General features: G+C 39.9%; 19 protein-coding genes. 16 read left to right on the forward strand and 3 right to left on the reverse strand.

All coding sequences use genetic code 11. From position 1 onward, the window contains the following. The first annotated feature begins 14 nt into the window (after positions 1–14). From L3V38_RS08420 to L3V38_RS08455, 8 genes are all read left to right on the forward strand, one after another. A complete protein-coding gene (locus tag L3V38_RS08420) occupies positions 15–335 on the forward strand; it encodes a DUF962 domain-containing protein (RefSeq protein ID WP_062567566.1) in 321 nt (106 codons plus the stop codon). 9 nt (positions 336–344) lie between these two features. Then, positions 345–1,094: a class II aldolase/adducin family protein gene (locus L3V38_RS08425; RefSeq protein ID WP_237119075.1), complete on the forward strand. Its 750-nt coding sequence runs from the start codon at positions 345–347 to the stop codon at positions 1,092–1,094. Between the two features lie 9 nt (positions 1,095–1,103). After that, a complete protein-coding gene (locus L3V38_RS08430) occupies positions 1,104–1,997 on the forward strand; it encodes a bile acid:sodium symporter family protein (protein ID WP_237119076.1) in 894 nt (297 codons plus the stop codon). 222 nt (positions 1,998–2,219) lie between these two features. Then, complete coding sequence (locus tag L3V38_RS08435) at positions 2,220–3,056, forward strand: patatin family protein (RefSeq protein ID WP_237119077.1); 837 nt, start codon at positions 2,220–2,222, stop codon at positions 3,054–3,056. A 97-nt stretch (positions 3,057–3,153) separates the two neighbouring features. Then, the gene (locus tag L3V38_RS08440) at positions 3,154–3,477 is read left to right on the forward strand and encodes a hypothetical protein (protein WP_237119078.1); all 324 of its coding nucleotides are present in this window, start codon (positions 3,154–3,156) and stop codon (positions 3,475–3,477) included. A gap of 173 nt (positions 3,478–3,650) precedes the next feature. Further along, positions 3,651–5,276 (forward strand): methyl-accepting chemotaxis protein, encoded by a 1,626-nt coding sequence (locus L3V38_RS08445; RefSeq protein ID WP_237119079.1) that lies wholly within the window; start codon positions 3,651–3,653, stop codon positions 5,274–5,276. A 37-nt stretch (positions 5,277–5,313) separates the two neighbouring features. Further along, a complete protein-coding gene (locus L3V38_RS08450; protein WP_130152379.1) occupies positions 5,314–6,120 on the forward strand; it encodes a transporter substrate-binding domain-containing protein in 807 nt (268 codons plus the stop codon). 5 nt (positions 6,121–6,125) lie between these two features. Then, a complete protein-coding gene (locus L3V38_RS08455) occupies positions 6,126–6,596 on the forward strand; it encodes a DM13 domain-containing protein (protein WP_237119080.1) in 471 nt (156 codons plus the stop codon). Between the two features lie 102 nt (positions 6,597–6,698). Here L3V38_RS08455 and ahpF read toward each other — a convergent pair whose 3' ends face one another. The 3 genes from ahpF to L3V38_RS08470 form a co-directional block, all read right to left on the reverse strand. Further along, positions 6,699–8,279, reverse strand: a complete 1,581-nt coding sequence (ahpF, locus tag L3V38_RS08460; RefSeq protein ID WP_237119081.1) for an alkyl hydroperoxide reductase subunit F — start codon at positions 8,277–8,279, stop codon at positions 6,699–6,701. 154 nt (positions 8,280–8,433) lie between these two features. Continuing rightward, positions 8,434–9,003 (reverse strand): alkyl hydroperoxide reductase subunit C, encoded by a 570-nt coding sequence (gene ahpC / locus L3V38_RS08465; protein WP_130152382.1) that lies wholly within the window; start codon positions 9,001–9,003, stop codon positions 8,434–8,436. 207 nt (positions 9,004–9,210) lie between these two features. Further along, the gene (locus L3V38_RS08470) at positions 9,211–9,714 is read right to left on the reverse strand and encodes a 2,4'-dihydroxyacetophenone dioxygenase family protein (protein ID WP_237119082.1); all 504 of its coding nucleotides are present in this window, start codon (positions 9,712–9,714) and stop codon (positions 9,211–9,213) included. 142 nt (positions 9,715–9,856) lie between these two features. Here L3V38_RS08470 and L3V38_RS08475 point away from each other — a divergent pair, with 142 nt between their 5' ends. From L3V38_RS08475 to L3V38_RS08510, 8 genes are all read left to right on the forward strand, one after another. Beyond that, complete coding sequence (locus L3V38_RS08475; protein WP_237119083.1) at positions 9,857–10,876, forward strand: AraC family transcriptional regulator; 1,020 nt, start codon at positions 9,857–9,859, stop codon at positions 10,874–10,876. Between the two features lie 97 nt (positions 10,877–10,973). Further along, the gene (locus L3V38_RS08480; RefSeq protein ID WP_237119084.1) at positions 10,974–11,666 is read left to right on the forward strand and encodes a hypothetical protein; all 693 of its coding nucleotides are present in this window, start codon (positions 10,974–10,976) and stop codon (positions 11,664–11,666) included. Between the two features lie 9 nt (positions 11,667–11,675). Then, on the forward strand, positions 11,676–13,211 hold the full coding sequence (locus tag L3V38_RS08485) for a long-chain fatty acid--CoA ligase (protein WP_237119085.1): 1,536 nt from the start codon (positions 11,676–11,678) through the stop codon (positions 13,209–13,211). A 99-nt stretch (positions 13,212–13,310) separates the two neighbouring features. Then, positions 13,311–13,730 (forward strand): DUF3429 domain-containing protein, encoded by a 420-nt coding sequence (locus tag L3V38_RS08490; RefSeq protein ID WP_237119086.1) that lies wholly within the window; start codon positions 13,311–13,313, stop codon positions 13,728–13,730. Positions 13,731–13,784: 54 nt separating this feature from the next. Further along, entirely contained in the window at positions 13,785–14,156 is a 372-nt protein-coding gene (locus L3V38_RS08495; RefSeq protein ID WP_237119087.1) for a hypothetical protein, read from the forward strand. A gap of 4 nt (positions 14,157–14,160) precedes the next feature. Beyond that, a complete protein-coding gene (locus L3V38_RS08500) occupies positions 14,161–14,961 on the forward strand; it encodes a class I SAM-dependent methyltransferase (protein WP_237119088.1) in 801 nt (266 codons plus the stop codon). 2 nt (positions 14,962–14,963) lie between these two features. Next, positions 14,964–15,956, forward strand: a complete 993-nt coding sequence (locus L3V38_RS08505) for a Gfo/Idh/MocA family oxidoreductase (RefSeq protein ID WP_237119089.1) — start codon at positions 14,964–14,966, stop codon at positions 15,954–15,956. Positions 15,957–16,090: 134 nt separating this feature from the next. Further along, positions 16,091–17,767, forward strand: a complete 1,677-nt coding sequence (locus L3V38_RS08510; protein WP_237119090.1) for a methyl-accepting chemotaxis protein — start codon at positions 16,091–16,093, stop codon at positions 17,765–17,767. The last annotated feature ends 13 nt before the right edge of the window (positions 17,768–17,780 follow it).

Genomic DNA, 17,780 nt, shown 5'->3' on the forward strand with positions numbered 1-17,780 from the left:
ACGGAGACAACAATATGGGCACCGTCGCAAGTAAACGCGAGTTCGCGAACTTTAAAGAGTTTTACCCTTACTACTTACAAGAACACAAAAATAAGGTATGTCGACGCTTACACTTCATTGGCAGCTGGTTTGTGTTGGCTATCTTATTTGCTGCACTTTACCAACAACAATACAGTTGGCTCATTTTCTGCCCGCTAATCGGCTACGGTTTTGCTTGGGTAGGTCACTTCTTTTTTGAAAAAAACCGCCCCGCCACATTTACTCACCCTTTTTATAGCTTTATTGGCGACTGGGTGATGTTTAAAGACATTATTGTTCGTAAGGTCCCATTTTAGGAAGTAACTATGACTATAAAACACACAGTATCAGAGCAAGAATGGCAAGCTCGCGTTGAACTTGCGGCCGCTTACCGCCTTGTTGCTTTATATGGCTGGGATGACCTCATTTTTACGCATATTTCTATGCGTGTACCTGGCACAGACAACGAGTTTTTAATAAACCCTTACGGCATGATGTTTCACGAAATCACAGCATCGAGTCTCATTAAAGTGGATCAGCAGTGTAATAAATTACATGACAGCGAATACCCTGTTAATCCTGCTGGCTTCAATATTCATAGCTGTATTCATATGGCACGAGAAGATGCCCATTGCGTAATACACACACATTCACTTAATGGCACTGCGGTATCTGCCAACAAAGAAGGTTTATTACCTATTTCCCAACAAGCTGTTGTTGTTCATTCGGGGCTTAGCTATCACGACTACGAAGGCATTGCCTTGAACCCTGCTGAACAAGATCGTTTAGTGAATGATTTAGGCAATAACAACTTCTTAATGCTGCGCAACCATGGCCTATTAACAGCAGGAAAAACCGTCGCTGATGCTTTCTTGTTTATGTATGTATTTGAAGCAGCGTGCGCCATACAAACCCGTACTTCACAAAACACCGAACAACTCGTGCAAGTGTCAAGTAGCATTATAAACGGTATTCAAGGCCAAACTGATATAGCCACAAAGGGGCTTGGTGGTGTAATTGCATGGCCTGCGTTATTGCGTTTACTGGATGAAAGAAGCCCAGGCTACAATCAATAAGGATTTGCCATGCAAATAGATATTATGACCAAAATAGTGCTTCCTTTAGCGCTGTTTATCATTATGTTTGGCATGGGTCTTGGGCTAAAAAAGAAAGATTTTGGGGCTTTGTTCATAAGCCCTAAAGCCTTGACTATAGGCTTAAGCTGCCAACTATTACTTTTACCTGCTGTCGCCTTTTTGTTAGCGATAAGCTTGAACTTACCACCTGAGCTAGCTATTGGCTTAATACTCGTTGCTTGCTGCCCAGGTGGCGTAACATCAAACTTGTATACCTACTTATTCAAAGGAGATGTTGCTTTATCAATAAGCCTAACGACTCTAGCAACATTCATCTCGCCATTTACCTTGCCACTGATACTGCATTTCGCAATGGAACAATTTAGTGTTCCAGGTCATGAGTTTCAGTTACCTATTATAAAAACAATCTCTCAAATGCTAATTATAACCGTGTTACCCGTTAGCCTTGGGATGCTGTTCAATCATTATAACTCATTAATTAGCTTGAAAATTGAACCCATAATACGGCGCTTTTCTAGTATCTTTTTAGTGATTATTGTTTTAGCAATCATCTATAAAAATGCAGAGCAAATGTTAGGCTTTTTTGCAGCCAGCGGCATTGCGACTTTCACATTGAACATAAGCACGCTATTACTAGGATTATTCTTTGCCAAATTATCGGGCCTTTCTCATAAACAGCAAATGAGCATTGCGGTAGAAGTGGGGCTACAAAATGGTACGCTCGCCATTCTAATCGCCAGTAGCTTAATTAATAATTCGGCCATGGCCATTCCGGGCGCTACATACAGCATACTAATGTTTATAACAGGTTATGTGTTTTGTACCTTATTTAATGCCCATGAGAATAAACAAGCCCATACTTTGAAAAAACTCCAAAGCTGATCATCCCTCTATTTATGCGCCTAACTTGGGGCGCATTTACATAAGCAAGCTACTTCTCTTTTTTTCCTATGTGTATTATTTAAGCACACACATTTATGGTTATTTAGTTGTAGCAAAATGAGAAAATGCAATTTTTTATAACTAGAGCCAAAACTCTATTTCGTTTTTAGCCTGTGTTTGCTATGGTTTGGGTATAAACAGTTTGAAAGCAAGGTAGCTATTATGACAATTAACAAAGCTCTGGTTGTAGAAGGCGGCGCTATGCGCGGTATTTTTGCTACAGGGGTACTTGATGCCTTTTTAGAAGCGCACTATCAACCTTTCAAACAATGTTATGGTGTATCGGCGGGAGCGACAAATATTGCAGCTTACTTATGTGCTCAATACAAACGTAACCATGCCGTTATTACTGATTATTCGTGCCGTCCAGAGTTCATCGATTTTGTTCGTTTTATTAAAGGTGGCCATTTATTTGATTTAGATTGGCTATGGAAAGAAACCATGCGAGATATTCGTCTCGATTTAGAAACCTTTGAGAAGCAAGCCGCTGAGTTTTACATTGTTGTCACCAACATAAACACTGGAAAAGCAGAATACCTAAAAGGTCATGCTCAGTCCCTCGAAGAGCAATTAAAAGCATCCTGTGCTTTGCCTATTGCTTATCGTCAATACCCAATAGTGAACAATCTACAGCTTGCTGATGGCGGTGTTGCTGACTCTATTCCAGTTCGAAAAGCTTATGAAATGGGTAATAAAGATATAACAGTTATTCTCTCTCAACCTTTAGGCTACAAGAAAAAACCATCAAAAGCCCCCTGGCTTGTAAAACGCTTGTACAAAGACAACCCCGCGCTTGCTATGGCCACGTTACATCGTGCCGAAAACTACAATCAGAGCATTGATTTTATAATGAACCCACCTAGTGATTGTCATATTGATATTATTGCTCCGCCACCTACATTTGCTGTCGGCCGTACCACCAAATCGTTTGCCAAATTATCTTCAGGATACAGTATGGGCATTGATGCGGGGCAACAATTTTTAACTCAAGCGGCTTAAAAATAAATCAAAGCCCTGCAAATGAATCTAGCTTAGCCGTATTCATATATGTTCCAAAAAGTAAAGCTCTAAAAATAGAAGGGTTAGGAGAGGTTAAATGAAAAAAATACTGCTTTTAGTGTTAATCATGTTATTTCTCTGTGCTTGCGATGCTCAACAAACTGACCTTGATGTGCCGAAAAAACCAAGTGCAGTACCAGATAAAGCATTTTGGGTGGGCGGTTTGGATGGCGGCGTATTTGTCTTAATTGCAAAAAATAAAAATTTAGAGCCAGATGAATACTTTGCCAAAATATATTATGCATCCGGAGATATTGCTTATGAGGGAGAAATGAGACTGTCCCCTAGAGGAAGTACTGCCATAGACCACATTAACCCCGCAATATTTCAAGGTTGGGATGGCGATACTTTGTACATTTAAGGCAATAAGCAACTTAAAGTTCAAAACTAAAACTAGTACTTGAAGCTTTAGTAGTCACAATCTTGTACATCCTCGATTTAACCGCTCTCACATTTACTATTGCAAAAACTTGATTAAATACATTTCTCTATTAGCTTTAATAATAAGTCCTTATTAAAGTTTGTATTCCAACCATGTTAAATAACTACACCGTTCGTACGCGATTAGCCGTTTTGGCTTTGTTACCGGTTACTGTTTTTGTGATCACTTCATTTTTTGCAATGTCTATAATGTCGAGTATGGTCAAAGGGATCGACAGCTTATATGAAGACAGGGTCGTCCCACTTGAGCAGATAAAGTCAGTGTCTGACAACTATGCAGTTAATATTGTTGATTTATTTCATAAGTACCGCGCGAATCAAATAGCTAAAAGTGAGTTTTTGACTTCAGTTACTGAAGCAAAGAATATCGCTGATAGAAAATGGCAAAGTTACCTAAGTACAAAGCTTACGACAGAAGAGGCGCGGCTCGTTAGCGTTGTAGAAAAGCGCTTAACTGTGGTCCAACAAAAACTGACGGCTTTATTGAATCAAGTTAAAAATGATGAGTTTAAGGCAATCCCTTCAGATACATTCGTCAAAGAGTTATATGATGTATTTGATCCACTAAGTGCCAGCTACCAAGGGTTAATTGATTTACAAATTACTGAGGCAAATAAATTTAAAATGTCTGCAGACAAAGACTTTAGCCAAGTAAGTATTGCGATGACAGCATCCATCATAATACTTATTATTCTCTTATTATTTATAGCCTTTATCATTTATCGTTCGATTCATAACCCACTACTTTCGCTCAGTGAAACAATTGGCTCTATCTCTGAAAATGCCGACTTACGACTTCGCGCACAACCTCATGGCAGCGACGAAATTGCGCAAGCCGCACACCATTTTAATGCCATGATGGAGCGCATTCACGCCCTTGTAAACGATGTAACAAGCGCAACGCTCACGCTCTCTTCTGCGGCAGAACAGATGAACTCAATTAGTGACCAAGTTGCCAGCACAGCCACTGAACAAGAGCATCAGTCTGCGATGATAGCGACCGCCATTACACAAATGAGTAGTGCAATTGAACAAGTCGCGGCAAATGCATTGGCAACATCAGAAAAAGCATCTCACACAGATCATACTGCAAAGCTTGGGCAAAAGTCGGTGCAAGAGAATATCGATGCAATCAATCATTTATCACATATCGTCAATGCCAATACCCAACTTATCAATGAGTTAAACACACAATCAACCGATATCAATCAAGTTGTTATGATGATTCAGGGTGTCGCTGAACAAACTAATTTACTTGCTCTTAATGCAGCAATAGAAGCGGCACGAGCCGGTGAGTCTGGTCGAGGCTTTGCTGTCGTTGCTGACGAGGTAAGGCAATTAGCTCACAATACACAAAAAGCAACCGCAAGTATCAATGACATGATCACTAAGTTACAATCTATGGCACAACAAGCTGTTAGTGCAATGGGGAACGCAGATGACAGTGCAAAGCAAAGTGTTGAATATGCAGAACGATCATCACAACTTTTAGCTGAAATAACGCAAGAGATGGCTCAAATAGCTGAGATGAATAATCAGGTTTCGACTGCAACCGATGAACAAACCACTGTCGCTAATGAACTAAGTTGTAATATTAACGAGTTTAGTAGTAGTATTTCACTGGTAAGCGAAAGCTCTCAGCAAAATGCGCAAGCAAGCCAAGAATTGGCTTCATTAGCATCGCGCTTACAGCAACAAGTACATGTTTTTAAAGTGTAAATTTAAATAATTTAGTCATCTTAACAAAAGTATAGCCATGAACAGAGCCATTTTATTGTGTATTTTTTATTTTGCTCTGTTCAGCTTTTCAAGTACAGCTCACGAAAGACTTGTTATTCAACTTGCCAAACCTAATTATACCGATGCCACAAAAAACCAATATATTCATGCAATTTTAGAAAAAAGCTTTGCCGTAATGGGTGCTGATGTCACCTTAATGTATAACGTAAAGCCCATGAACAATAAGCGAATTATAGAACAGTTAAGTCACAATAAAACGATAACTCTTGCATGGTTATCAATGCCCTATGGACAACCTAACGCGCTTATTAGAACAACAATTCCTTTGTACAAAGGGCTGCATGGAAAACGCTTATTAATTATTCGTAAAGAAGACCAAGAAACCTTCAAACACATTACCCACCTTAACGAACTAAAACCATTTATAGGTTTACAGCAACAAAGCTGGTCTGATTACACTATTTTAAAAGCGAATGGATTGAAAGTTAATGGCGAGTTAGACTACCAAGGAATGCTCAAAGCCTTAGAAGCAGGCTTGGGTGATTACTTCCCTCGCTCTGTGTTGGCTATCGAGTCAGAATTTAACAAATTACAATCATTTGATTTTGCTATTGCGCCACAAATTATGCTGCAATACCCAAGTCACTATTATTTTTATTTAAGCAAAGAGAACACTGAAGTCAGAGATCTTCTTGAGCAAGGCATGCAAAAACTCGCAAAATCAGGCGAGCTTGAAGCTCTTTATTTACGCTATTTTGGTGATGTAGAAAAGCAATTTAAACTCAATCAGCGACACGCAATAACACTCACTAACATGGAGTAACAATAATGCTCAAAAAATTACTGATGTTGATAGCTGTCATTATCATTTTTGCAGCCGGTTTTTTCACTGGAATATACAGCTTACCTATTTTAACTGAAGCACCCGCTCCTAGCTCAAGCACCCTAACGCAACACAAAAACCGTGCTTTATTCAGTGGTGAATTTAAACCTAACTTAGCGGGGTCTGATCGTTTTCACTATGGAAACGGCACAGTTTACTTAACGAATGATGCAATCTCAATGCAAGGTGAGCTATCACCGGGTCCTGATTACCAATTGTATTTATCGCGCAATTTTATTGATAACGAAGCCGATTTCTTAGCACAAAAAGGCACCATGCAGCGTGTTGCAGGAGTGCGTTCGTTCAATGGCTTTAAATTAGTTGTACCACAAGGTATTGATGTCAGCGATTACAATACCGTGATTATTTGGTGTGAAAGTTTTGAGGAATTTATAACCGCAGCCCAGTATCAATAGCTGGATTAACAAAAAGCAAAGCCGCCTTTGGAGAGGGCGGCTTTAAAACGGCAGCTATGGGTGTAAAGCTGCCTAATCAAGAGTCATTATTAATACAACTAATCAGGCTGCATCTTCCGTGCTTTGCGTCTCATCGCTGTGGCGAATTAAGTAATCAAATGCACCTAAACTTGCCGTTGCACCACTGCCCATTGCAATAATGATTTGTTTAAACGGCGTTGTCGTGGCATCACCTGCCGCATAAACACCCGGCAATGATGTTGCACCTTTGCTATCAATCTCGATTTCACCAAAGCGAGTCAGTGATAGCTCTGAATCTTTTAACCATTCAGTGTTTGGCACCAAGCCGATTTGCACAAAGATCCCTGCAAGCTCAAGTGATTTTTCATCGCCAGAGATGCGGTCAATATAACTTAAGCCTGTTACTCGTTTACCATCACCAACAACCTCTGTCGTTTGCGCGTTTTTGATAATAGTAATGTTATTTAAGCTATTTGCTTTACGAATAAGTACTTCATCAGCACGTAAGGTATCAGCAAATTCAAGCACGGTGACATGCTCAACAGTGTTTGCAAGGTCAATTGCAGCTTCAATACCTGAATTACCACCACCGATAACCGCTACCGCTTTGCCTTTAAATAACGGACCATCACAGTGAGGACAGTAAGCAACGCCATGACCGCGATATTCTTTCTCACCTGGTACGTTCATTTCACGCCAGCGGGCACCGGTTGCTAATACCACTGATTTAGCATTTAAAACTGCACCATTTTCTAGGGTGATTTGATAATTACCTTGCTTAGTAAGCGATGCTGCACGTTGGTTTTGCATCACATCAACATCGTACTCTTTTACATGCTCTTCAAGTTGGGCAACTAATTTAGGGCCTTCGGTCGCTTTAACTGAGATAAAGTTTTCAATGGCTAATGTGTCTGATACCTGACCACCAAAACGCTCTGCAACCACACCTGTGTTCAAGCCTTTACGTGCTGCATAAATTGCCGCAGAAGCCCCTGCCGGACCACCACCCACAACAAGTACATCGAATAACTCTTTGTCGTTTAGTGCCTCGGCTTGGCGTGCAGCCGCTTTGGTATCCACTTTGTTTAAAATATCGGTCAGGTTTACAGCACCTTGACTAAATAACTCGCCATTTAAGTACACAGCGGGTACTGCCAACACATTACGCTCGTTCACTTCGTCTTGGAACAAGGCACCGTCAATCATCGTAGCCGTAATATTTTCATTGTGCGCCGCCATTAAGTTAAGTGCTTGCACAACTTGCGGACATGTTTGACAACTTAATGAAATATACACTTCAAAGTTAAGCGGCCCAGGTAATGATTTAATTTGTTCAATTTCAGTCTCTGATGCCTTACTTGGATGACCACCTGTGTGAAGAAGTGCAAGGATCAAGCTCGTGAATTCGTGGCCCATCGGCACACCCGCAAATGTGATTTGCGTATTGTTTATAGGTGAAGACACCACCATAGACGGACGGCGCACATCTTGGTTAGGGTTATCTCGCACCGAAAATTTGTCGCTTAACGACGCTAAATCGTTTGCTAAGTTTTTAAGTTCTGTTGATTTATTGCTGTCATCCAAGGCGATAAGCAGCTCAACAGGGCTGGTAATAGAAGCAAAGTGGCTTGTTAATTGGTTTTTGATATTCGTATCTAACATGGCTTAGCCCTTGAGTTCAGAATAAATAATCTAGAAAAATTTAGGGGTAACTGCCCATCACCCGCTAATGTGCTTAATGTGAGTTGTGATGGGCAATTAAGGTTGCATTGCGATAGCAAAGCAACACTTTGCTATCGTTTAATGCAGTGGCAAATTAGATTTTGCCAACTAAGTCTAATGAAGGAGCAAGTGTCTCTTCACCTGGCTGCCATGATGCAGGACATACTTCACCATCGTGGTCAGCAATGTACTGTGCAGCTTGTACTTTACGTACTAACTCTTTCGCACTACGGCCGATACCTAAGTCGTGAGTTTCGATTACTTTGATTTCGCCTTCAGGGTTCATTACGAATGTACCGCGAAGAGCAAGACCTTCGTCTTCGATCATCACACCGAAGTTACGTGTAATGCGACCTGTAGGGTCACCAATCATTGGGAATTTGATTTTACCAATTGTGTCAGACGTATCGTGCCATGCTTTGTGAGTGAAGTGCGTGTCAGTTGATACTGAGTAAACTTCAACACCCATTTCTTGAAGCTGCTCGTAATAGTCAGCAACATCACCAAGCTCTGTAGGACATACGAAAGTGAAATCTGCTGGGTAGAAGAAGAAGATTGACCACTTACCTAGCACGTCTTTTTCAGTTAGCTCAACAAAGTCACCGTTGTGGTAAGCTGTTGCATTGAATGGTTGTAATTTTGTGTTAATTAATGAAGTGCTCATATTTTTCCTCATTGATGTATTTAAAAAGTTTAATTAACGCAGCCTTGCGTCTGCTTGATTAATACAATAGAGGTCTGAGTGATTAAAATAAAATTGATTGTTTAGATTAAAATGATTTGTTTTTTAGATTGAACTACAAATTTAGGTAAAAATATCAAAGCCTTCAGTTAGTTAGCTAATCAAAGGCTTTATCCTCACCGAGTAAAGTTACTTAGTAAAGCCATATAAACTCTTTGGTTTAATGTATTTAGGTTCAATTCCTTGCTCTTTTGCAGCCGCTAACATCACTTGTTCAATCCAGCCAGCATCCATAATGTTCATATAGTTACCATCAGGGTCGAAGTTAATGTTTGATCCCATAACCACCATAAAGGTATCTGTCACTTCAGTATTATCTGCAGGAACTTGAAATTGATGAATCGAGCCGCCAGGCTCAAATAAATAGCTACCTGCCACCTGTAAATCGTCTGGGTACTCTGTGTAGTGCCAGCTGCCTGCTAGCGTGTATAAATGTACAACCCCAGTATGAAAGTGCTTTGGTAATACTGTACCTGGCTCAAATAAAACGCGTAAAACCCATACACCGTTTTCAGAGTCCAGCATGAGTGGATAAATATGAACGCCAGGTAATGCGTTTTTAATCAGCTTTTCATCATTTGTATGGATCGTTAATAAAAAATCTTGATGATTAATAATATCTGGTAATGCCATGTGTGTGCCCTCTTTAATGCTTATTAGTAAAGCAATTCATTGTTGCCGTTAATACATTGTTAAACTTTAGCGACCGTATTTACTTTACTTTTCGCGTAATATTTTTTACTTTTTACGCCAGCGCACTCAATAAGAACACATTATGCCTCGTAAGACACACGCCCCCGATTTAATTAGAGTATCTGCCCTGCATGGCTATATCGAACTGATTGAAAGTAAATTGGTCAACCCTGATGCACTGTTATCGCGCGTAGGGTTAGACCGAAAGCAACTCACAGAGCCCAATAACTTTATTCAGTATCAGCAACTGATTGAGTTGTTAAAAATCACAGCGAAAGAATTAAATCTACCCTATTTCGGCCTAGAGCTAGGTCGTTGGCAAAGTCTCAACATTTTGGGTTCTGTGGGTTATTTGATTGGAAATTGCGATACCCTTGAAACAGCACTAAAAAACTTAACCAAGTACTACCATATACATCAAAATAGCGCTGATTTGTTACTCGAAATTGGCCAAGACTACGTAAAACTATCGTTCTTAATACGCAGTAATTTAAAAATAAGTGTTTATCATGGTGCCGATTTGGCCTTGAGTGTCGGAGTCAATTTATTAAAGCAATTAACTGATGATAAAATAAAACTGCACCGCTTGGAGCTTCCCCACAGTTGCGATGAAAACCCCTGTGTTTACCGCCAAGCGCTGGGCCAAGTGCCAGCATTTAACTGTGCACATACCGCGCTTGTGTTTGATAAAAAATACCTAAAGCTTGCAATTAAAAATTCAGACAAGCAGTTATTTTCTATTCTTAGCCAACAAATTGCTCATCTTAAAGACACCAAACGGGAAAACATGTCTGATCACGTTGAGGTGCTGATCAAACAATATCTGCTTCATGAAGAGTTTGGAATAAACTTGATAGCCGAAAAACTATCAATGAGTGCACGCAGCTTACAGCGTCATTTAACTCAGCACGGTACCACTTTTCGTGAGCTAGTTGATGACGTACGCTGTAATTTAGCACATCAATATTTAATTGAATCTAGCCTTAGTTTATCGAACATTTCAGATATCTTAAGTTTTTCTAATTACAGCGAGTTTACCCGTGCATTCAAACGCTGGTATGGCATTCCTCCAAAAGATTATCGTAAATCACATTCATCTTAGTGGCGTAAAAAGTTAAAAACAGGTCGTATAAAGCTAATTTTTCTGTTAACAATTTATATATATTGATTAGCTAGTTTTGCTAATTAGTGGTCATGTAATGTTAAAAAGAGTGTTTATTACCGGTGCCAACAGTGGTGTTGGGTACGAATTAGCCAAACAATATATTCTTCGAGGTGACGATGTAGCTTTATTTGACTTACACTTCAGCGAACAGACTAAACAACGCTTAACTAAACTTGCAGATTTTTGTCAGTATGTTGAATTTTTTGCAATACGAATCTGTGATATCGAAACATTACAGATCCAAGTAAACAATGCGATTGCTGCAATCGGCAAACCTGAATTAGCCATTGAGTGTTCATCTTTTTGTATTGAATACAGTGAGCAATTAACTCAAAAACATAGTTTAGTCAGTCATCATTTTGCCACTGTGATTACCCCCTACCTTGAAATGAACAGCCACTTGGCATTAACAGCACCGATAACAGAACCCACCAAGCTTTCACTCAACCCAGCCCTTTTACTTCTAAGCAAAAAGCTACGACTCAAATTAAAACCAAGCAATATAAAAGTCAGCTTAGTGTGTACAAACAAAGCGCATAGCACAGATGTAAACTCAGCTAAAATCGCCAAGCAAATGTTACACAGCTTAGATAAGCAAAAATTAATGGTGATCCTAGGCTTACAATCTAAACTAACCTATATCATGAGCCGTTATTTACCGAATTGGATAATGGGTTCAATAATGGATCGCCTCTTAAAACAACAACTAATAAGAACAACACGCTAAGGAATACCCATGAACACACATGATAACCTCACGCAATTAATTGAGCATACGTGTCAAACTTATGCCGACCTTCCTGCCTACAATAGTGCGGGTAAAACCCTCACTTATGCTCAAGTAGAACAACAGTCTCGTTATTTAGCACAGTGGTTTCAACAACAAAGTGGCCTAGTTGCAGGGGATCGAATAGCCATTCAACTGCCTAATATTGTTGATTACCCTATTGTTACCTATGCAGCATTTCGTGCAGGGTTAATCGTAGTCAATACCAACCCACTTTATACTGCCCGTGAAATGCTGCATCAGTTTAATGATGCAGATGTAAAAGCCATTGTTATTCTTGATGCTCTTACCGATAAATTAGCCACCATTATCAATGATACGTCGATCAAAACAGTTATTGTTGCAGCCGCGGTTGCTGAGCCAACATTGCAAGAAGGTCAATTTTCGTTAAATGAACTCATTCGCCAAGGTGAAAGACTCGCCCCTCTTAATACTCATCAAGCAAGTCGCGATGATATTGCAGTTTTACAATACACAGGCGGAACCACAGGCATAGCAAAAGCTGCGATGCTAAGCCATGGCAATATTTTAGCCAATGCAGAGCAAATGAATGAGCGCTTTGACGACATTTTAAAGCCAGGTCAAGAAACAGGCATTTGCCCGCTACCGCTTTATCATATTTACGCCTTTACTGTGAATATGGTTGGCCTATTTGCCATGGGGCAATTTAATGTACTGATTCCAAACCCTCGTAATTTAGATGCCTTAGTAAAGCAAATCGAACCATATAAAATTAATTACTTTTCAGGCATTAACACCCTATTTATTGGTTTGTGTATGCACCCTGAGTTTAAGGCACTGAATTTTTCGAACCTAAAAATGACCGTCTCAGGCGGCGCAGCCCTAACCCATGCAGCCGCTGATGCGTGGATGAACACCACAGGTTGTACAATCACAGAAGGCTATGGCTTATCAGAAACCTCGCCAGTTGCGACGTTAAACGACTTTAAAAAAGAAGAAATTGGCAGTATTGGCCGCCCATTATCAAACACTACCGTTGAGATTTGGGATGAAAATGATGAACCTGTTGCTGACGGTGAGTCTGGCGAAATTGTTGTTAAAGGCCCACAGGTGATGATGGGTTACTGGCAACGCCAAGATGAAACCGATAAATGCATGAAACGTGGCTTTTTCAAAACCGGAGATATAGGCCTAAAATTGCCAAGTGGTAATTACAAAATTGTAGATCGTTTAAAAGACATGATTATTGTTTCTGGCTTTAACGTGTACCCTAACGAAGTTGAAAATGTACTGTGTCAGCACCCAGCCATCTGTGAAGCGGCCGTTATTGGAGCAAAAGATGAAAAAACTGGTGAGCGTGTATGCGCCTACATTACTTTGAAAGAGCATATAGACGAACAACAAGTCACAGATTACTGCCGCGAAAACTTAAGTGCTTATAAAGTGCCTAAATCAATCATTTTTATGGAGGAGCTGCCTAAGTCAACGGTAGGCAAAATTTTACGTCGTGAGTTACGCCAATAACAAAGCGATCGTTTTAGCCGCATAACTGGTATAAAATAGTTAAAAGATAAAAGCATACCGTTAGGTATGCTTTTTAATTTAAGCGGTTTTAAGGTCATTATGGAAAAGTTTATTAATCACATTCAACTCGGTTACTTAGGTTTACTGCCGTTTTTAGGCTGCGTAGGCTGGCCACTCATAGCAGGGAGTAATGCTGTCAACTTAGACTTTTTCATTTATTATAGCATTGCTATTTTAGCCTTTATGGCTGGTAACTTATGGCATGCTGGCCAACAGACGCATGCTGATGCCATTAAAGCCATTATCCCTATCTTACCGATTGGCTTTTTAAGTTTTTTACCAGCAACTTGGACACTGACTTGGCTCGCTGCAAGTTTTTGGTTAGTGCTTTTATTCGAAAAAAGCTCACCGCAGTGGCAAACGTATCATATTGATTACCAAAAGATGCGATTCGTTTTAACCTCAGTGGTATTTGTATGCCATATATTTGTGATTGGCATGAGCATCTATCCTGAGTAGCCCTTTTCTCGCGTTTGCGGTAACATCCGCGGCTCAGATTTTTAAGGACTTGCTATGATAGATCAACTACGCGCCAAGCTAGACCACCTCGGCGAAAATTACGTTGAAAAAGGTGCTCACTTCAAAATTAAAGTGATCCCATTTTTTTGTGCGATTCACATCAAAAAAGACCACAAAAACCAAGGTTCTTTAAAGCTGTATTCAAATCAGCTCATTGAAATATTTTTAGCAACCATGTTTTTGCTATTCGGATTAATGCTTTTTGATACAGATGCAGGCTTTACCCATGGTCCTATTCATATCGTTATTGCCGTTTTAATTAGTTTTAACTTAATCTTTAAGCAAATTGCCATTGAGGGTTTGAAAACTCGCTTAGCACTTTGCCCTGAAATTACAGTTGAAACACCGCCAGAACAAGGCAAATAACAGCATGTTTTTAGACCCGAGTTGGCGCATATTAACGGTTGGCGATGGTGATTTATCATTTTCGCATGCTTTAGCAAGTCATTTAAAACCTAAAAAGCTTGTTGCTTCGACCTATGATGATGCAAATACCATAGAACAAAAATATGCCGACAATGCACTTAGCGCCTTGCAACAACTCAATATACAAACACTTACCGAGTTTGATGTAACAAAACCTGAATCGTGGCAGCGCTTAGGAGATGCTCGTTTCGATGTGGTAATTTTTCAATTTCCACTCATTCCAGCTTTTGTAGGTGAAGCTGCATTTAAAGCTAATACAAAACTCGGTGGTATGAATGTATTAAACCGTGCTTTGTTGCATCGCTATTTAGACTACGCTAGTCAATTCGCATTAAATAAAAACGGCCCAATGCTGTGTTACATCACCTCTAAAGATGTAAAACCCTATCGCGAATGGAATATTGAAGGCAGCTTAAATCAAGGGCTTAATTGTCAGTACTTGGGGCAAATGCCATTTGATATTAACCTGTTCCCTGGCTATAAAATTCGCAATGTTGACCGCGATAAGCACGTTAAAGACACCAGTGGCATTACCTACGTCTTTAGCGAAAAAACGAACAGCGAGATTACCTCTAAGCTGACTTTACCCGCTTATTTAGGTGATAAACACTGTGCATTATGCCGCGTAGGTCCTTATATGGCACAAGAAGATGAAGACAAACATTTGTTAAGCAAAAAACATAAGCAAATGGAAAAATTTGAACAGGATTGGCAAGCATGGCTTGCACAAAACAACGAGGAGTAACCATGAACTTTGTGATTGTCGGTACCAATTTTATAAGCGACACGCTACTAAGTGCAGCCAAACAAATTGAACAATTCTCCTTATATGGCGTGTGCTCTCGAGAGCAGCAAACAGGCGAAGCTTTTCTTGCAAAGCACGACATGGCTGACGCTAAAGTGTTCACTAATATTGAACAAGTATGCCAAGACCCATTAGTCGATGCTGTCTACATTGCTGCACCAAATAGCCTACACAAAAACTACGCTGTCATGTGTTTAGAAGCCGGTAAACATGTTTTAGGTGAGAAGCCTTCGGCTGCTAATAGCAAAGAGCTTGCGGCAATCATTCAAGCGGCAAAAACCCATCAACGCTTATACATGGAAGCGATGATGACCACGCATTTACCAAATTTTGCACGCTTAAAAAATGCCCTCACAAAAATTGGCACACCGCGTAAATATATTGGTCAATATAGTCAATACTCATCACGTTACGATAAATATAAAAATGGTGAGCGGCCAAATACTTTCTTGCCAGAATTTGCTAATGGTGCACTGGTCGATTTAGGTATCTATCCGCTTTATATTTTACTCGCTTTATGGGGCGCGCCTCAAAGTGTAAAAGCCAGCGGTGTGTTGCTTGAAACAGGTGTTGATGGCGCTGGCGATGTGTTATTGAATTACGCCGATAAACAAGCGGTGATCAGCTACTCTAAAATCTCGCAAGGTGATAATTTTACTGAAATTCAAGGTGAAAAAGGCCGTATTCGTATCGAAGCGGTATCACTATTAAAACGTATGCAGTTTATTGGTAATGATGGCACGGTTGAAGAGCTCTCAGAGCCATTTGATGAACACTTTATGCGCCACGAAGTAAGCCACTTTATTAATGCAGTAAAAGCAGGGCAGATTGAGTCGAGTGTCAACACACATACTTTATCAAAACAGGTTATGGCTGTGCTTGATGAAGCAAGAGCTCAATTAGGTGTTGTCTACCCTGCTGATAAATATAGCTAAACTTTCGTTTAGACTCTACAGCCTTAAATAATCATTAAGTTTGAAATTATTTTTTCTTGCTGTGATTATATTTACTCTCATTATTTTTGCACTATGGTTAATAATAACTGTTGTAAATTAATGAGAGTTTACCTTTGTCTATTAGGTATTTATTAAGAGCTGTCTTTGCAGCAACGATTACCCTAGCAGCTGGATTATTAATCATTATCCTAATGCTAAAATCAGGTCTATCTGACAGCCAACAGGCTGCACAACAACGATATGAATTGAGTCATCTCGCTAAATTATCGTCGTCTAACTCTATCAAATTAACAGAACTTGCTAGGCAATATGTTGTTACTCTACAGAGCAAGTATAAGCAACAATACTTTGAACTAGTTGGACAAATCCAAGGGGATATTGCTTGGCTCAATGGCGAAAAGAAAAGCTATTTAGCAAGGCTACAAACCTATAATGTCGATAAGTCTGATTTAGCATTACTCGCAGAGTCAAACGAGCTTTCCTTGAAATTAGTCGAAACAGAAGAGCAGGCATTCGCCCTAGTAGATCACCTTGTAGGGCAAGATCCTCATGTAATCAGTGAGAAAGACAAAAGCCAATGGATTGACGCTATCGTATTACTTACCGATGAAAATTACATGACTGAAGTGGGCAAAATCCAGCAACCTGTTAGTGCATTTTTGTCTTCTATAGAGCGCAAAAGTGCCGAACAAGTCACACAAAACAATGATAAGGTTTCAACATTCAGTATTATCAGTATTGCTTTTGTTATTGCAATTATATGCACTTTAATACTTTGCTATATTCAGCTAGAGAAAAAAGTGATTAAGGCAACACAAGGGCTGATTACTGAAGCAAACCGAATTTCACAAGGCGATTTATCACGCTACATTGACCATGTCAGTAACGACGAAATTGGTAAGCTTGCTGCCAGCTTTAACTTAATGGTTGATAAACTTTCAAGCCTTTTAAAAGAGATTAATAGTCTTTCTGATCAAGCACAGATTTCAGCAGCTAACCTCGATAGCGTATCTCAGCAAGCAAAAATACTTAATGATAGACAAAGCCAAGCTATCGAAGTTATATCTAGCTCCGTTTATGAAAACTCCACAGCTGTGAAAGAAGTATCGCAGAACTGTGCAGAAGCAGCGCAAAGTGCAACAGCTGCCAATAACAAAACGCAAGAAGGCTTAACCATTGTCGATAAAGGGATCAAATCTGTAGAGTCCGTCGCCGCCACACTCAATCAATCATTGAATGACCTCAATAACTTAGAGTCATCAGTCAAAGAAGTGACCGTTATTTTGAGTGTGATCAGTAACATTGCAGAACAAACTAATTTATTAGCCCTTAATGCTGCAATCGAAGCTGCTAGAGCCGGCGAACAAGGTAGAGGCTTTGCCGTTGTGGCTGATGAAGTGCGCACACTGGCGAGCCGAACTCAAAGCTCGACGCTTGAGATTCAAGATAAAATTGATTCGCTGCAAGCCGCGAGTAATGCCGTAACAAATCGCATACGCTCAAGCGATTCACAGATCAAAGAAGCTGTTGTTAACTCTGAAAATGTGGGGCTTATGCTAGAAGAAATAAGTACCCAAGCTCATTCAATTTCAGATGCAAACTTAACAATAGCGTCGGCTTCTGAGCAGCAATCTCAAGTCACTGAAGATATTGCTCAGCGTTTGAATGATGTTCAAGAAACAAGTAAAGAAGCTCAAATGCAAACTGAAAAAATTTCTGTTTCATCAAGTGAGCTTTCTAAGCTAGCCAGTAGCTTAAATGCACAAATAAACCGCTTCAAATTAAACTAGCCACCCAATGAGA

The sequence above is a fragment of the Pseudoalteromonas sp. L1 genome (assembly GCF_021728095.1).
GTDB lineage: Bacteria > Pseudomonadota > Gammaproteobacteria > Enterobacterales > Alteromonadaceae > Pseudoalteromonas.

Coding starts and splice junctions, on each gene's coding strand:
- L3V38_RS08420 (WP_062567566.1), top strand. CDS start 15: ATGGGCACCGTCGCAAGTAAACGCGAGTTCGCGAACTTTAAAGAGTTT.
- L3V38_RS08425 (WP_237119075.1), top strand. CDS start 345: ATGACTATAAAACACACAGTATCAGAGCAAGAATGGCAAGCTCGCGTT.
- L3V38_RS08430 (WP_237119076.1), top strand. CDS start 1,104: ATGCAAATAGATATTATGACCAAAATAGTGCTTCCTTTAGCGCTGTTT.
- L3V38_RS08435 (WP_237119077.1), top strand. CDS start 2,220: ATGACAATTAACAAAGCTCTGGTTGTAGAAGGCGGCGCTATGCGCGGT.
- L3V38_RS08440 (WP_237119078.1), top strand. CDS start 3,154: ATGAAAAAAATACTGCTTTTAGTGTTAATCATGTTATTTCTCTGTGCT.
- L3V38_RS08445 (WP_237119079.1), top strand. CDS start 3,651: ATGTTAAATAACTACACCGTTCGTACGCGATTAGCCGTTTTGGCTTTG.
- L3V38_RS08450 (WP_130152379.1), top strand. CDS start 5,314: ATGAACAGAGCCATTTTATTGTGTATTTTTTATTTTGCTCTGTTCAGC.
- L3V38_RS08455 (WP_237119080.1), top strand. CDS start 6,126: ATGCTCAAAAAATTACTGATGTTGATAGCTGTCATTATCATTTTTGCA.
- ahpF (WP_237119081.1), bottom strand. CDS start 8,279: ATGTTAGATACGAATATCAAAAACCAATTAACAAGCCACTTTGCTTCT.
- ahpC (WP_130152382.1), bottom strand. CDS start 9,003: ATGAGCACTTCATTAATTAACACAAAATTACAACCATTCAATGCAACA.
- L3V38_RS08470 (WP_237119082.1), bottom strand. CDS start 9,714: ATGGCATTACCAGATATTATTAATCATCAAGATTTTTTATTAACGATC.
- L3V38_RS08475 (WP_237119083.1), top strand. CDS start 9,857: ATGCCTCGTAAGACACACGCCCCCGATTTAATTAGAGTATCTGCCCTG.
- L3V38_RS08480 (WP_237119084.1), top strand. CDS start 10,974: ATGTTAAAAAGAGTGTTTATTACCGGTGCCAACAGTGGTGTTGGGTAC.
- L3V38_RS08485 (WP_237119085.1), top strand. CDS start 11,676: ATGAACACACATGATAACCTCACGCAATTAATTGAGCATACGTGTCAA.
- L3V38_RS08490 (WP_237119086.1), top strand. CDS start 13,311: ATGGAAAAGTTTATTAATCACATTCAACTCGGTTACTTAGGTTTACTG.
- L3V38_RS08495 (WP_237119087.1), top strand. CDS start 13,785: ATGATAGATCAACTACGCGCCAAGCTAGACCACCTCGGCGAAAATTAC.
- L3V38_RS08500 (WP_237119088.1), top strand. CDS start 14,161: ATGTTTTTAGACCCGAGTTGGCGCATATTAACGGTTGGCGATGGTGAT.
- L3V38_RS08505 (WP_237119089.1), top strand. CDS start 14,964: ATGAACTTTGTGATTGTCGGTACCAATTTTATAAGCGACACGCTACTA.